The sequence below is a fragment of the Gemmatimonas aurantiaca T-27 genome (genome assembly GCF_000010305.1).
GTDB classification, from domain to species: Bacteria; Gemmatimonadota; Gemmatimonadetes; order Gemmatimonadales; family Gemmatimonadaceae; genus Gemmatimonas; species Gemmatimonas aurantiaca.
In genome coordinates this window covers 1,655,703-1,667,894 of the sequence record NC_012489.1, presented here as the reverse complement: position 1 = coordinate 1,667,894, position 12,192 = coordinate 1,655,703, and the positions used below count along the sequence as shown (strand labels likewise).

The 12,192-nt window shown below is 64.6% G+C and carries 13 protein-coding genes; 11 read left to right on the top strand and 2 right to left on the bottom strand.

Annotation, left to right across the window (positions count from 1 at the left end; all coding sequences use genetic code 11):
* Positions 1–56: 56 nt before the first annotated feature.
* Positions 57–584, top strand: coding sequence for a type 1 glutamine amidotransferase domain-containing protein (locus tag GAU_RS07095; protein WP_012682877.1), 528 nt, complete (start codon positions 57–59; stop codon positions 582–584).
* A 110-nt stretch (positions 585–694) separates the two neighbouring features.
* Positions 695–2,047 (top strand): hypothetical protein, encoded by a 1,353-nt coding sequence (locus GAU_RS07090; protein WP_041265357.1) that lies wholly within the window; start codon positions 695–697, stop codon positions 2,045–2,047.
* Here the strand turns inward: GAU_RS07090 and GAU_RS07085 are convergent.
* Positions 1,998–2,456 carry an RrF2 family transcriptional regulator gene (locus GAU_RS07085; RefSeq protein WP_012682875.1) on the bottom strand — a complete coding sequence of 153 codons (459 nt, stop codon included), beginning with the start codon at positions 2,454–2,456 and terminating at the stop codon, positions 1,998–2,000. The two genes, GAU_RS07090 and GAU_RS07085, sit on opposite strands and share 50 nt — an antisense overlap.
* Before the next feature lie 181 nt (positions 2,457–2,637).
* On the opposite strand from GAU_RS07085, the gene nosZ reads away from it, so the two are divergent.
* The 7 genes from nosZ to GAU_RS07050 all read left to right on the top strand — a co-directional run bounded on the left by nosZ (position 2,638) and on the right by GAU_RS07050 (position 9,370).
* On the top strand, positions 2,638–4,719 hold the full coding sequence (gene nosZ, locus GAU_RS07080) for a Sec-dependent nitrous-oxide reductase (RefSeq protein ID WP_156798935.1): 2,082 nt from the start codon (positions 2,638–2,640) through the stop codon (positions 4,717–4,719).
* Positions 4,720–4,789: 70 nt separating this feature from the next.
* On the top strand, positions 4,790–5,401 hold the full coding sequence (locus tag GAU_RS07075) for a hypothetical protein (protein WP_052574295.1): 612 nt from the start codon (positions 4,790–4,792) through the stop codon (positions 5,399–5,401).
* Complete coding sequence (locus GAU_RS07070) at positions 5,398–5,901, top strand: nitrous oxide reductase accessory protein NosL (protein ID WP_012682872.1); 504 nt, start codon at positions 5,398–5,400, stop codon at positions 5,899–5,901. The genes GAU_RS07075 and GAU_RS07070 overlap by 4 nt, the downstream gene beginning before the upstream one ends.
* Positions 5,885–7,216: a nitrous oxide reductase family maturation protein NosD gene (locus GAU_RS07065; protein ID WP_012682871.1), complete on the top strand. Its 1,332-nt coding sequence runs from the start codon at positions 5,885–5,887 to the stop codon at positions 7,214–7,216. The genes GAU_RS07070 and GAU_RS07065 overlap by 17 nt, the downstream gene beginning before the upstream one ends.
* Entirely contained in the window at positions 7,213–7,974 is a 762-nt protein-coding gene (locus GAU_RS07060) for an ABC transporter ATP-binding protein (RefSeq protein ID WP_012682870.1), read from the top strand. Before GAU_RS07065 ends, GAU_RS07060 begins: the two co-directional genes overlap by 4 nt.
* 50 nt (positions 7,975–8,024) lie before the next feature.
* Complete coding sequence (locus tag GAU_RS07055; RefSeq protein WP_156798934.1) at positions 8,025–8,828, top strand: ABC transporter permease; 804 nt, start codon at positions 8,025–8,027, stop codon at positions 8,826–8,828.
* Between the two features lie 59 nt (positions 8,829–8,887).
* Positions 8,888–9,370, top strand: a complete 483-nt coding sequence (locus GAU_RS07050) for a plastocyanin/azurin family copper-binding protein (protein ID WP_012682868.1) — start codon at positions 8,888–8,890, stop codon at positions 9,368–9,370.
* Positions 9,371–9,414: 44 nt separating this feature from the next.
* Here the strand turns inward: GAU_RS07050 and GAU_RS07045 are convergent, their stop codons facing one another.
* Positions 9,415–10,614 carry a glycosyltransferase gene (locus GAU_RS07045; protein ID WP_012682867.1) on the bottom strand — a complete coding sequence of 400 codons (1,200 nt, stop codon included), beginning with the start codon at positions 10,612–10,614 and terminating at the stop codon, positions 9,415–9,417.
* 96 nt (positions 10,615–10,710) lie between these two features.
* Here GAU_RS07045 and GAU_RS07040 point away from each other — a divergent pair, with 96 nt between their 5' ends.
* Both GAU_RS07040 and GAU_RS07035 read left to right on the top strand, forming a co-directional pair.
* Positions 10,711–11,208 carry a hotdog fold domain-containing protein gene (locus GAU_RS07040; protein WP_012682866.1) on the top strand — a complete coding sequence of 166 codons (498 nt, stop codon included), beginning with the start codon at positions 10,711–10,713 and terminating at the stop codon, positions 11,206–11,208.
* Positions 11,172–12,182, top strand: a complete 1,011-nt coding sequence (locus GAU_RS07035) for an NAD(P)H-dependent flavin oxidoreductase (protein ID WP_197526058.1) — start codon at positions 11,172–11,174, stop codon at positions 12,180–12,182. Before GAU_RS07040 ends, GAU_RS07035 begins: the two co-directional genes overlap by 37 nt.
* Positions 12,183–12,192 lie beyond the last annotated feature (10 nt).

Sequence of the window (12,192 nt, the reverse complement as noted above, 5' to 3'; positions counted from 1 at the left end):
CAGTCTATCTGAAGCGCTGCAACCGTTCATATACCGAAAATAACAGGGACAGAATCGTGACTATTTCTCAACAACAGATCGTGCCCGTCCTCGTTGGCCCTGAATACGAAGACCTCGAGGTCTGGTATCCGAAGCTCCGGCTCGAAGAGGCGGGATACGCCGCGCCGTTGATCGGCACCGGTGAAACCAGCTATCGTGGAAAACACGGTTACCCCTGCACCGTGGATGGCCATGTGAAAGACCTGGCCCCGGAAACGCTCGCGGGTTTGGTGGCACCGGGGGGCTGGGCTCCGGACAAACTGCGTCGCGACCCCGCCGTGCTGGCGCTGGTGAAGGCCGTGCACGACGGGGGTGGTGTGATCGCCAGCATCTGTCACGGTCCCTGGATCCTGATCTCGGCCGGCATTGTCCGCGGTCGTCGACTCACCGGGTCGCTGGGCATCAAGGACGACCTGATCAATGCCGGAGCCATCTGGGTCGATGCACCGGCCGTGATCGACGGGCCCATCGTCAGCGCCCGGGTCCCGAAAGACCTGCCGGCCTTCATGCAGGCCGTACTCGCCTCGCTCTCACAACCAACCTGAGGCGACTCCGCATCCCGGTGTCGGGGATACTCCGACACCGGTCAAAGGACGCACCACGCAAATTAAATGGAGTATTAGATACCTTTATTGACGTCTGCCTGGATCACACGATGGCTGTTGTGCTGCAGTCCCCAGCTCCTGAAAACACCGAGCGCATGGCGAACCGTTCGGCGCTCCCGCAGGCCGGGGGGCCCGTGGCCGCACCACCGCTCGCACTGCCCGCCCTGCACTTTGCTGCCGCGCTGTTGTGGTTGGCCGTCGCGACCGCACTGCTGCCGGCCGCCATGGCGCCGCTCGTCCGCGGGCTGGTCTTTGATCCGGCGGTCCTCGCGATGGTGCATGCCATCATGCTGGGCACCATGGGAACCGCGATCTTCGGAACTCTGCTGCAATTCGTACCCGCGGGACTCGGCGTGCCGCTGCGGAGCGTGCGACTGGGATACTGGGGGTTTGTATTGCAGCAGGTGGGGGTGGCTGCGCTGCTGGCGGGATTCTGGTGGTGGCGTGGATCGCTGCAAGGCATTGGGTGGCTCTTCATGTTTGCCGCCGTTGGCGCGCACTCACGCAACACGCTGCGCGCGCGTCGACACAGTGTGAACGGGCGCATGGTCGGCACCTATGTCACCATCGCACACTCCGCCCTTGGTGTCGGGCTCTTCATCGCCGCGGCCCGTATCGGAGAAACGATGGGCTGGTGGCACGTCGATCGCCTGTATCTGCTGGCGGCGCATGCGGTGATGGGGGCCGTGGGTTTTGGCACCCTCTCGGCCATCGGTGTGGGCAGTCGCATGCTCCCCACGTTTCTGGCGGCTCCAGGCGACGATCGCCGCTGGCTGGTGGCGCATCTGTGGATCACCACGACCGGATTGATTCTGTTCGCGGTCGGCGCGGTCTTCACGCAGACGGTGGTGATGCGTGTCGGTGCCATCGCACTGCTCGTGGGCGGCGCGCTCACCGCCACACTGCTCGGCCGTTGGTTCTTCCGGCGCCAGCGCGCGCTGGACCCGGCGCTGTGGTACGTGGCGTCCGCGTCAACGGCATTGGTCGCATCGGTTGGCATGGCCGTTGTCGTGTTCGTGACCGACGCCCATGCGCTGCAGCATTGGGCGGCGCTATTGGTCGCCTTGTTCTTTGGATGGCTCACCACATTGGTGGTGGGGGTGACGGGCAAAATCCTGCCCCACGTGACGTTCGTGCGCCTCGCGCCACAGCGACCACATTTGCGCGCGCTCGGCACGCCCACCGCGCTGCTGCATCCCGGCCTGTTGTATGCCGGCGTGACGGGGTTCTCCGCCGGGTGGGTGCTGCTGGCCACTGGTGTGTGGGCGCAGCAGGCGTTGATCACCAACATCGGCATCGCCACGTGGAGCCTGGGCACCTTGGCCACGCTGCTCAACTACACCCGCTTGTTCGTCAACTGCCTCCCGACGACAACGCCGGTACCGCCCGCATCAGGGTCGTGAGTTTCCGCCCCGGCTTGAGCGCATCGGCCAGCGTGTAACCGTCGAGCACCGCCAGAAACGCCGACAGCGCTTCGTCCAGCATGCGCGCCAGCACGCAGGCCGGTGCAATCGGACAGGTGTTCGACTCGGGCTCGAAACACTCGACGAGCGCGAGATTGTCCTCGGTCTCGCGTACCAGCGCGCCGAGGGTGATGTGCTGCGGTGATCTGACGAGGCGCACGCCCCCGTTGCGGCCGCGCACGGTCTCGACGTAGCCGAGTTCAGCAAGCCGTTGCACGATCTTCACGAGATGCTCGTGCGACATGTTCATGCGCACGGCAATGGAGTGTACCGGAATGAGTGCGTCGGGCTCGAGCCCGAGCACCATGAGACAGCGCAGCGCGTTGTCACTGAATCGTGTGAGTCGCATGTCGCGGATAGTGGCCGGTATTCCCCCCGGCGTCGTGTCAGGAGATCCCTTCAAACGTACGGGAAATCGCCGACTTCAATCTGGTATGTGAAATCCGAGATTCGATAGTGCATGGCCGGATGATCATCACGGTACATCTGGCTCCCTCATGCACCTCCAATTCCGGCGGGGATCCGCAACCATGTCTCTTTCTCACCGCACCGGGTGGTTTATCGCGACGGCCACGGTGGCCGCGACACTCGCTTACGGCTATGCGTGCACACCGGCCACCAAGTCGCCAGGTGCCATTGGCGCGAGTGATGCCGCCAGCAAGGTGTACGTCGCGCCAGGCGCTCACGACGAGTTCTACGCATTTCTCTCCGGCGGCTTCAACGGTCAGGTCGGTGTGTACGGCCTGCCCTCCGGTCGCCTGCTGAAGATCATCCCGGTGTTCTCCCAGTTCGCCGAAAACGGCTACGGCTATTCGGAAGAAACGAAGCCGATGCTGGAGACCACCTTCGGCAACATCCCGTGGGACGACCTCCACCACACCGCTCTCTCGCAGACCAACGGCGAAGATGACGGGCGTTGGTTGTTCGTGAACGCCAACAACACGCCGCGCGTGGCCCGTGTGGACCTCTCGACGTTCGAGACATCGGAGATCCTGCAGATCCCGAACTCGGGTGGCAATCACGGTTCGCCCTACATCACGTCGAACAGCGAGTACGTGCTGGCGTCGACGCGTTTCTCGGTACCGATTCCGCAGGCCGATGTACCGATCAGCGATTTCGCCAAGAAGTTCAAAGGCACGATCTCCTTCGTGAAGGCCGACCAGCCGGGCAAGATGGACGTGTCGTTCCAACTGCTCGTGCCGGGCTACAACTACGACCTGGCCCGCGCGGGCAAGGGCCCGTCGAAGGACTGGGTGTTCTTCACGTCGTACAACTCGGAGCAGGCGTACGAGAAGCTGGAAGTGAACGCGTCGAAAGCCGACAAGGATTTCATCGCGGCGATCAACTGGCGTACCCTCGAAACGTGTGCGAAGGACGGCAAGGCCGAAAACTGGCCGGCCGACTACATGCACAACGTGATGGACGAGTTCACGCGCACCGCCCAGGTGGAACGCAAGCAGTCGGTGAAGGTGCTCACGCCCACCACCTGCCCCAACTCGATCTACTTCCTGCCGACCCCGAAGTCGCCGCACGGCGCCGATGTGGATCCGTCGGGTGAATACATCGTCGCCGGTGGCAAACTGGCCACGGTCATTCCGGTGCATTCGTTCACGAAGCTGCAGCAGGCCATCAAGGATCAGGCGTTCGAAACGACCATCGAAGGCATCCCGGTGCTCAAGTACGAAGCCATCCTGGCCGGCGAAGTGAAGGATCCTGGCCTCGGCCCCCTGCACACCGAGTTCGATGGCAAGGGCTACGCCTACACGTCGCTGTTCATCTCCAGCGAGATCGTGAAGTGGAAGCTGGGTACGTGGGAGATCGTCGATCGGGTGCCGACGTACTACTCGATCGGTCACCTGATGATTCCCGGCGGCGCCACCACCAAGCCGGCGGGCAAGTATGTCGTCGCGCTCAACAAGATCACGAAGGATCGGTACCTGCCCACGGGTCCGGAGCTCACGCAGTCGGCGCAGCTCTACGACATCTCGGGCGACAAGATGAAGCTGCTGCTCGACTTCCCGACCACGGGCGAACCGCACTACGGCAACGCGATCGAAGCCGCGAAGATCGAAAAGCTGCAGAAGAAGTTCTTCACGCTGGCCGAGAACCGGCATCCGCAGGTGACGAAGGCCGAACGTGAAGCGGGTGTGAGCCGGAACGGCAAGGTGGTGCACGTGCGCATGGCAGCCATCCGTTCGCACTTCGCCCCCGACAACATCGAAGGAGTGCAGGTGGGTGACACGGTGCTCTTCCACGTCACCAACCTCGAGCAGGACTGGGACATCCCGCATGGCTTTGCGATCCAGGGTGCCACCACTTCGGAGTTGCTGGTGATGCCGGGTGAAACCCGCACGTTGCGCTGGGTGCCGAAGCAGATCGGCGTGTATCCGATGTACTGCACCGACTTCTGCTCGGCGCTGCACCAGGAAATGTCCGGCTACGTGCGCGTCTCCCCGGTGGGTTCGAACGTTCCGCTGGTAGGCAACACGCTGAAGGCGCAGGGGCAGGCGGCACGGGCTGCCGCACGCGGTGTGACGCTGCCAACTCCGCCGGGCGCAGTGACGGGCGCCGCGCATGCGCACGGCACCGCACCGTCGCCCACTCCGCGCTGATTCATCGCGGGACAACCGGAGCGTGTGTGCTCCAGACACCACGCTCCAGGTTGCCCGGAGGAACTTCATCATGACAGTCCCACTTCGCGCCCGCTGGTTGCTCGCGATGGCCTCGCTGATGCTGGCACTCGCCCTGGCCTTTCCGCTGTGGCGCATCTCGCTCGTCGCGCCGCAGTACCCCGAAGGCCTGGGCATGCAGATCTGGGCGCATACGGTCGCCGGCATTGGTCCGAACGACCTGCAGAATATCAACGGGCTCAATCACTACATCGGTATGAAGGCGATCGTGCCCGACAGCATTCCGGAGCTGCGCATCATGCCGCCGGGCATCGTGGCCATGAGCGTGCTCGGTCTGCTCATCGCGTGGAAGGGCACGCGCCGGTTCCTGATGCTCTGGGTTGCGGCCCTCCTGCTCGCGGGGGTGGTCGGCCTCGCCGACTTCTATCGCTGGGAGTACGACTACGGCCACAATCTCGATCTCGAGAACGCGCCCATTCAGGTGCCGGGCATGAGCTACCAGCCGCCCCTGATCGGTAGCAAGAAGTTGCTCAACTTCACGGCGACCTCCTGGCCCGCCACCGGTGGTGTGTTGGCCATCCTCGCTGTAGGTGTCGCCATCGCGGCGGCCGTGACCACCATGCGGCATCCGGACGCTCCGCGCAGGGGCACGGGGGCCGTATGATGACGCGCCGTCACCTGCTTCTGTCCTTCGCGCTGGCGTGTGTCGCCGGCTGCGGCAACACCGCACCGCGTGCGCTCGTGCGCGGTGAGGATAGCTGCGCGTACTGTCGCATGACCATCGATGACGTCCGCTTCGGCGTGTTGGTGCTCACAGATCGTGGTCGCCTGCAAACGTTCGATGCGATTGAATGCGCGGCGAGCTGGCTCGCCGCGCAGGACGCAGCGCATGCGCCCAGGGCCATCTGGGTTGCCAACTTCGCCGACCCGTCGCAGTGGGTCGATGCCACCAAAGCCGTGTATCTGCAAGGCAGCCGCCTGCGCTCCCCCATGGGGCGCGATCTGGTGGCGTTTGCCGCCGATGCGGATGCCGATGCGCTGCAGCGTGCGCACGGCGGCACGGCCATCACCTGGCTGCGGGTGCAGGAAATCGTAGCCATGGCCGCCGCGCCGATCGCGTCCAGCCCCAACACGCCAGAGAGCCCCGATGCGCACGCCCACTAGGCCCACGGGGCGACTGCTGTCACGGACCACGCAATTGCCGGCGCGCATCGGGATTCTCGTGATGCTGGCGCTTGGACTGGTGTTCGTGGTGGCGCCACACGCCAGCGCGCAGACGGCGCGTGACACGGTGGTGGTGTCCGCACCATCCAGAGGTGGCACCACACTGCGCCTGACCGACGCCGTCGCGCAGGTGGCGCGCCATGGTGTGGTCCTCGTGGAAGCGGGTGTGTATCGCGAACCGACCGTGGTCATTCGTCAGCCGTTGACACTGATCGGCGCCGACGGCGCCATCCTCGATGGCGAAGGCCAGCGTGAACTGCTCATCATCGCGGCCGATTCGGTCACGGTGCGCGGAATGACCCTTCGCAACACCGGCACGAGTCAGGCCACCGATCGTGCGGCGCTGCGCGTGGTGGAAGCGGCCGGCTGCCTCATCGAAAACAATCGATTCGAGGCCACCCTCTTTGGCATCTATCTGCAGCGCGCCAGCAATTGCCTGGTGCGCCGCAATCACCTGCGCGGCATGACCGGTTCACAAACCGTGACAGGCAACGGCCTGCACAGTTGGTCGAGTCATCATGTCGTGTTCGAAGACAACGTGGTGGAAGGTCATCGCGACGGCATTTATTTCGAGTTCACCACCGGTGGGGTGGCTCGTGGCAATGTCAGCGCGCACAGTCGCCGGTATGGCCTGCACTTCATGTTCTCCGACTCCTGTCGGTACGAGGACAACGAGTTCCGCGAGAACGAATCAGGGGTCGCAGTGATGTATGCCAAGGCCGTGCACATCACCGGCAACCGCTTCGTGCGCAATCGGGGCAGCGCCGCATACGGTTTGTTGCTCAAGGAGATCAGCGACAGCGAGGTGCGTCGCAACGTCTTTGTCGACAACTCCATCGGCCTGCACATGGAAGGGGCCAACCGCAACCAGGTGGCCGACAACGACTTTGTCCGCAACGGCTGGGCTATGCGCGTGATGGCCGATGCCCAGGACAACATGATCGAGGGCAACAGCTTTCAGGGCAATGTGTTCGACGTCGGCACGAACAGCCGCCGGAGTTACAGCACCTTCCGCAACAACTGGTGGGATCGTTATCGCGGCTACGATCTCGATCGGAACGGCGTCGGTGATGTGGGCCATGCACCGGTCCGATTGTTCGCGCTACTGGTGGAGCAATCTCCGGCCGCCCTGGTGCTGGTGCGTTCGCTGCTCGTCGATCTGCTCGATGTGGCGGAACGTGTGGTTCCGACCCTCACACCCGCCGCCCTGCGCGATGAGGCTCCACTGATGCGGGCACCGAGGCCCCTGCCATGACCCATCCCTCCTTGCCAACACCACTCGTCTCCGTCCGCGGGCTCAGCAAACGCTTTGCCGGACGCCCGGTGCTCTCCGACCTGTCGCTCGATCTCGATCGCGGCGCCGTGACGGCGATCATCGGCCCCAACGGCGCAGGCAAGACCACGCTCAACAAAGCCATCCTCGGATTGGTGCGCCCCGATGCCGGCACCATCCGGTTCGATGGGCTCGATACGGCGGGGCGCATCGATCATCGGGCCAGCATCGGCTACATGCCCCAGCTCGCGCGGTACCCCGAGACGTTCACCGGACGCGATGTGCTGTCGTTGTTGTCGGAGCTGCGTGGCAAAGGACCCGAGCGCGATGAATCGCTCATCGAGGCCTTCGAGCTGGAGCGTTTTCTCGATCAGCCGGCGCGCGCGCTGAGTGGCGGACAACGCCAACGCATCAACGCCGCCGCTGCATTTCTCTTTGCCCCGCAACTCCTGCTGCTGGATGAACCCACGGCAGGTCTCGACCCGGTAGCCAGTGGCATCCTCAAACGGGCCATTCGTCGGGTGCGGGATGCGGGCCGCGCCGTGGTCATTACGTCCCACATCCTGAGCGAATTGCAGGAACTCGCCGATACCATCGTGTTCCTGCACGAAGGACGCATCGGTTGGCAGGGCGCCGTACCGGCGCTGCTCGATGCCACCGGCGCATCCACGCTCGAAGAAGCCATTGCCTGCCTGATGCAGCATGGCACGCTGTCTGGTCACGGGAGTGTCTCCGCATGATCGCCGAACTCACGATGCCGATGCCCGCAGTTTCCGCGGAGGATCGCCCTGTGGCACCTGCCGCCCCGGTCGTACGCACGGTACTGGCCCGTGAATGGCGCGGTCTGCGCCGCAATCGAGGCGTCCTCCTGTTCACGCTCGGCACGCTCCTCTGCGTCGAGAGCATTCTGCGACTCACCGGATCGCCCGAGCGGGCCCTGGTGGCCATGCTCAACCTCGTGCTGCTCATCGTGCCGCTGGTCAGCATGATGCTCGGCATCATCAGTTGGCATGGAGCACGGGAATTCACCGAGCTGTTGCTGACGCAACCGGTGCGTCGTTCGCGACTCTTTCTGGCGCTCTATCTCGCGCAGGTCCTCCCGCTCGCAGGAGGCTTCGCTGCAGCCATGTGCGCGCCCTTGCTCTGGCACGGCATCCCGGATCGTACCGTGTGGCCACTGGCGCTCAGCACCATCGGCAGCGGCGTGGCCCTGACCTTCGTCTTCGGCGGCCTCGCGCTGCTCATCGGGATTCGCGTGGATGATCGCTTGCGCAGTGTCGTGACCGGGCTGATGACCTGGCTGCTGCTCAGCGTGGGCTACGACGCGCTCGTGCTGATGGTATCCACCACCTTCGCGGACTACGCGCTCGAGCGCCCCATGATGGCCCTCATGCTGGGCAATCCGGTCGATCTCGCGCGCACCATCATCGTCATGCACAGCGACACGGCGGCCCTGATGGGCTACACCGGCGCGGTCCTGCATCGCTTCCTCGGCACGACACTCGGCATCGCGGCGTCCGCGGCCGGCCTCCTGGTCTGGATTGTTGTGCCGGCATCGCTGGCTCGCCGCGCCTTCGAAACACGCGATTTCTAGTCCATCACGCATTGCCAGTCCCACGGTTGCACCGCCCTACCCTCAACAGGAATCCACTCATGCGCGCATATCGTTCCAACTCGCCGTCATTCGTTCGCTTTCGCTCTGCGACCACACTGTTTGGTGCCCTCCCCTTCGCCGCGTCGCTGATGCTGTCGGCGTGCGGGGGCGGTTCGGCCGACCAGGGTGCGGAGAATGCCGCGCCACCAGCCGCAGCTCCGGCGGCGGCGCCCGCCCCCACCGGCAATGTCATCACCATCGAGATGATCACCGATGACAGCGGCAACTACTTCAAGCCCAAGACGGTGTCCGCGAAGCCGGGCGACGTGCTCAAGTTCGTGTTGGTGACGGGCGTGCACAACGTGCACTTCCTCCCCGACTCGAATGCCAACGCCGCCAACCTGCCGCCCATGTCGGGCTTCGCGCAGTTGCCGGGCCAGGCGATCGAAGTCCCGGTGACCATGGGCCCGGGCACGTACTTCTTCCAGTGCGATCCGCATGCCTTGCTCGGCATGGTCGGTCACGTGACCGTCGAGCCCTGAGCACGACGCGCATGGGTTGGTGCACGCGCATCGGGAGAGGGCGGCTAGACCGGCGCCCTCTCCGACGCGTATCGACGCCCACGCCATGAGCGCGGTGTGCGGGCCATGCTCATGGTCAGGCGCCACGCGGCGGCGGCATCACTGAGCCACGACAACCAGTACGTGACACCACGCTCGTGGTAGCTGGTGCGCAGGACCCACAACATCAGAATGCGCAGCAGCACCGCGAAACTGTTCGTCGCGATCAGGGCCACGAGCAGCCACTGCGGATACGGGGACAGCGCCGCCGGTGCACCGAACCAGAGCAGCACTCCACCGAGCAGCACCGGCAGTGGCAACGCCTGCACCAGCCACACCAGCACCACATCCAGCCACCCCTGTACGCGTGATGCGGAGTCCTTGAGGTCGAAACTCCGGCCCCATTCGCGCCACATTTCGCGCAGCGTGGCATAGGCGCGTACCTCGATGATGCGGGAGCCATCGAGAAAACCCACGCGTGCCCCGTGCATGGCCAGGTGGCGGGCGAGCGTCACATCGTCGCTGAAGGACCCCCGCGCCACCGCATACCCGCCATGCTGCTCCAACACGGCGCGTCGGGCGAGAAAACACTGCCCGTTCGCCAGCACGCGGTCCGGCTGCTGCTCCGCGCCGGCGGCACCGGTGCGGTACACGAGAGTCACCAGCATGGCCGGTTGCACCAACCGTTCAGCGGCGGTCTGGCCGGCGAACCGTGGTGAAAAACTCACCACATCGAATCGGTCCCGTTCCGCGGCATCGATCACGCCACCCACGAGACCTGCGGCCGGAACGGTGTCCGCATCGATGCCGAGCACCCAGGCACCGCGCGCCGCCTGCAGGCCGGTCTGGAGCGCCCACACCTTGCCCACCCATCCAGGCGGCAACGGGTCATCGGTGATGAGGCGAATGCGGGGATCACGATCCGCGTACGTCTGGACCAGTTCCGGCGTGCCGTCACGGGAACGACTGTCCACCACCAAGACCTCGAGCAGGGGCGCCGGCTGCTGCAGCAAGCCGTCCAGACACGGGCCGATACGGTGGGCTTCGTTCAGCGTCGCCACAATGACCGAGACGGTGGTGTCATCGCGCGGTGCAAGCCGCGGCGACACGGGCGGACGTCGGGACCGGCCTGGCGCCAGGCGCGATACCAACACCATCAGGCACAGCGCCTGACCGACCAGGAACGACGCCACACCGAGTGACGACCACGGCACTGCATCGATCATGTCTTCCTCGGTGAAGGTGGCAGAAGAACCGCGCGTTGGCGTCCGGCGTGATGTACGGAAGGTGGCGTGCCTTCGGATCCGGGGGTAGGCTCTTGCATGTCCACGACCTACCCTGCTGCCGGCGCGACGCTGCTCGCCAATTGGGAACGCTTGCATCGTCTGCCATTTGGAAAACGCCTGTTCAGTTGGGCCGTGGGGCGGACCGCTCCCTATACCGGCACGATCGGCGGCCTCTATACCGATGTGCGTCCGGGATATGCGCGTGTGGAACTGCGCGATCGCCGGCGGGTGCGCAACCATCTGGCGTCGGTGCATGCCGTCGCGCTGGTGAATCTCGCCGAGATGACGAGTGGTGTGGCATTGCTCACGGCGCTGCCCCCGGGCGTGCGCGGCATCGTGACCGGGCTGTCGATCAGCTACACCAAGAAGGCACGCGGCACGCTGGTGTGTGAAACACACACCGAATCCCCCCGCGATGTGCAGGCCAACACGGTACAGGCGGTGGATGCCATCGTGCGCGATGCCGCAGGTGATGAGGTGGCGCGGTGCACGGTGCAATGGCGTCTGTCGCCACCGTCTTCGGCGGCAGCATGAACGACACCGCACTCATGCGGCACACCGGTATCCGCGTACCGCTCATTTGTGGCCCGATGTATCCGTGCAGCAACCCCGAATTGGTGGCGGCCGTGAGCAAGGCCGGCGGGCTCGGTGTGGTGCAGCCGATCTCACTCACCTATGTGCATGGATGGGAGTTTCGTGAAGGCCTGCGGAAGATCCACGCACTGAGCGGCGGTGCACCGATTGGCTTCAATGCCCTGATCGAAGCATCGAGCAAGACCTATCACAACCGCATGGTGCAGTGGGTGGACATCGCCCTCGAAGAAGGGGTGCGCTTTTTCCTCACGTCACTTGGCAATCCGCGCTGGGTGGCTGATCGGGTCCATGCGGCCGGTGGTGTGGTGTACCACGACATCACGGAGCGAAAGTGGGCCCTGAAAGGCCGCGATGGCGGTGTGGACGGACTGGTGGCCGTGAACAATCAGGCCGGAGGACACGCCGGCGCACGGGATCCGCGCGCCTTGCTCGATGAAGTCGCCGATCTGGGCCTGCCAGTGGTGGCCGCTGGTGGCGTTGGGGAGCCCGCGCAGTTCCGTGCCTTGCTCGACATGGGCTATGCCGGTGCCCAACTGGGCACACGATTCATCGCCACCACCGAGTGCAATTCCGATGCGCGGTACAAGCAGGCCATCGTGGACGCCAAGGCGTCAGACGTGGTGTTGACCGAACGACTCACCGGGGTGCCGGTGGCCGTGCTGCGCACTCCCTACGTGGAGAAGCTGGGTACCACCGTCGGGCCGTTGTCACGGATGTTGTTTCGTGGACGCAAGACCAAGCACTGGATTCGTACCTGGTATGCGCTGCGGTCCTTGTGGCAGCTCAAACGCTCCAGTGTGCAAGGTGTTTCGCAGGACTATTGGCAAGCCGGACGGAGTGTGGAGACCATCCATGACATTCGACCGGCCGGTGAAATCGTTGATGCATTCGCGGCGGCATTCTCCGCACCCTGACCCCTCCTTC

What these genes read in the sequence shown, in the direction of transcription:
- GAU_RS07090 (WP_041265357.1), top strand. Translation starts at nt 695, where the DNA reads ATGGCTGTTGTGCTGCAGTCCCCAGCTCCTGAAAACACCGAGCGCATG.
- GAU_RS07085 (WP_012682875.1), bottom strand. Translation starts at nt 2,456, where the DNA reads ATGCGACTCACACGATTCAGTGACAACGCGCTGCGCTGTCTCATGGTG.
- nosZ (WP_156798935.1), top strand. Translation starts at nt 2,638, where the DNA reads ATGTCTCTTTCTCACCGCACCGGGTGGTTTATCGCGACGGCCACGGTG.
- GAU_RS07075 (WP_052574295.1), top strand. Translation starts at nt 4,790, where the DNA reads ATGACAGTCCCACTTCGCGCCCGCTGGTTGCTCGCGATGGCCTCGCTG.
- GAU_RS07070 (WP_012682872.1), top strand. Translation starts at nt 5,398, where the DNA reads ATGATGACGCGCCGTCACCTGCTTCTGTCCTTCGCGCTGGCGTGTGTC.
- GAU_RS07065 (WP_012682871.1), top strand. Translation starts at nt 5,885, where the DNA reads ATGCGCACGCCCACTAGGCCCACGGGGCGACTGCTGTCACGGACCACG.
- GAU_RS07060 (WP_012682870.1), top strand. Translation starts at nt 7,213, where the DNA reads ATGACCCATCCCTCCTTGCCAACACCACTCGTCTCCGTCCGCGGGCTC.
- GAU_RS07050 (WP_012682868.1), top strand. Translation starts at nt 8,888, where the DNA reads ATGCGCGCATATCGTTCCAACTCGCCGTCATTCGTTCGCTTTCGCTCT.
- GAU_RS07045 (WP_012682867.1), bottom strand. Translation starts at nt 10,614, where the DNA reads ATGATCGATGCAGTGCCGTGGTCGTCACTCGGTGTGGCGTCGTTCCTG.
- GAU_RS07040 (WP_012682866.1), top strand. Translation starts at nt 10,711, where the DNA reads ATGTCCACGACCTACCCTGCTGCCGGCGCGACGCTGCTCGCCAATTGG.
- GAU_RS07035 (WP_197526058.1), top strand. Translation starts at nt 11,172, where the DNA reads ATGGCGTCTGTCGCCACCGTCTTCGGCGGCAGCATGAACGACACCGCA.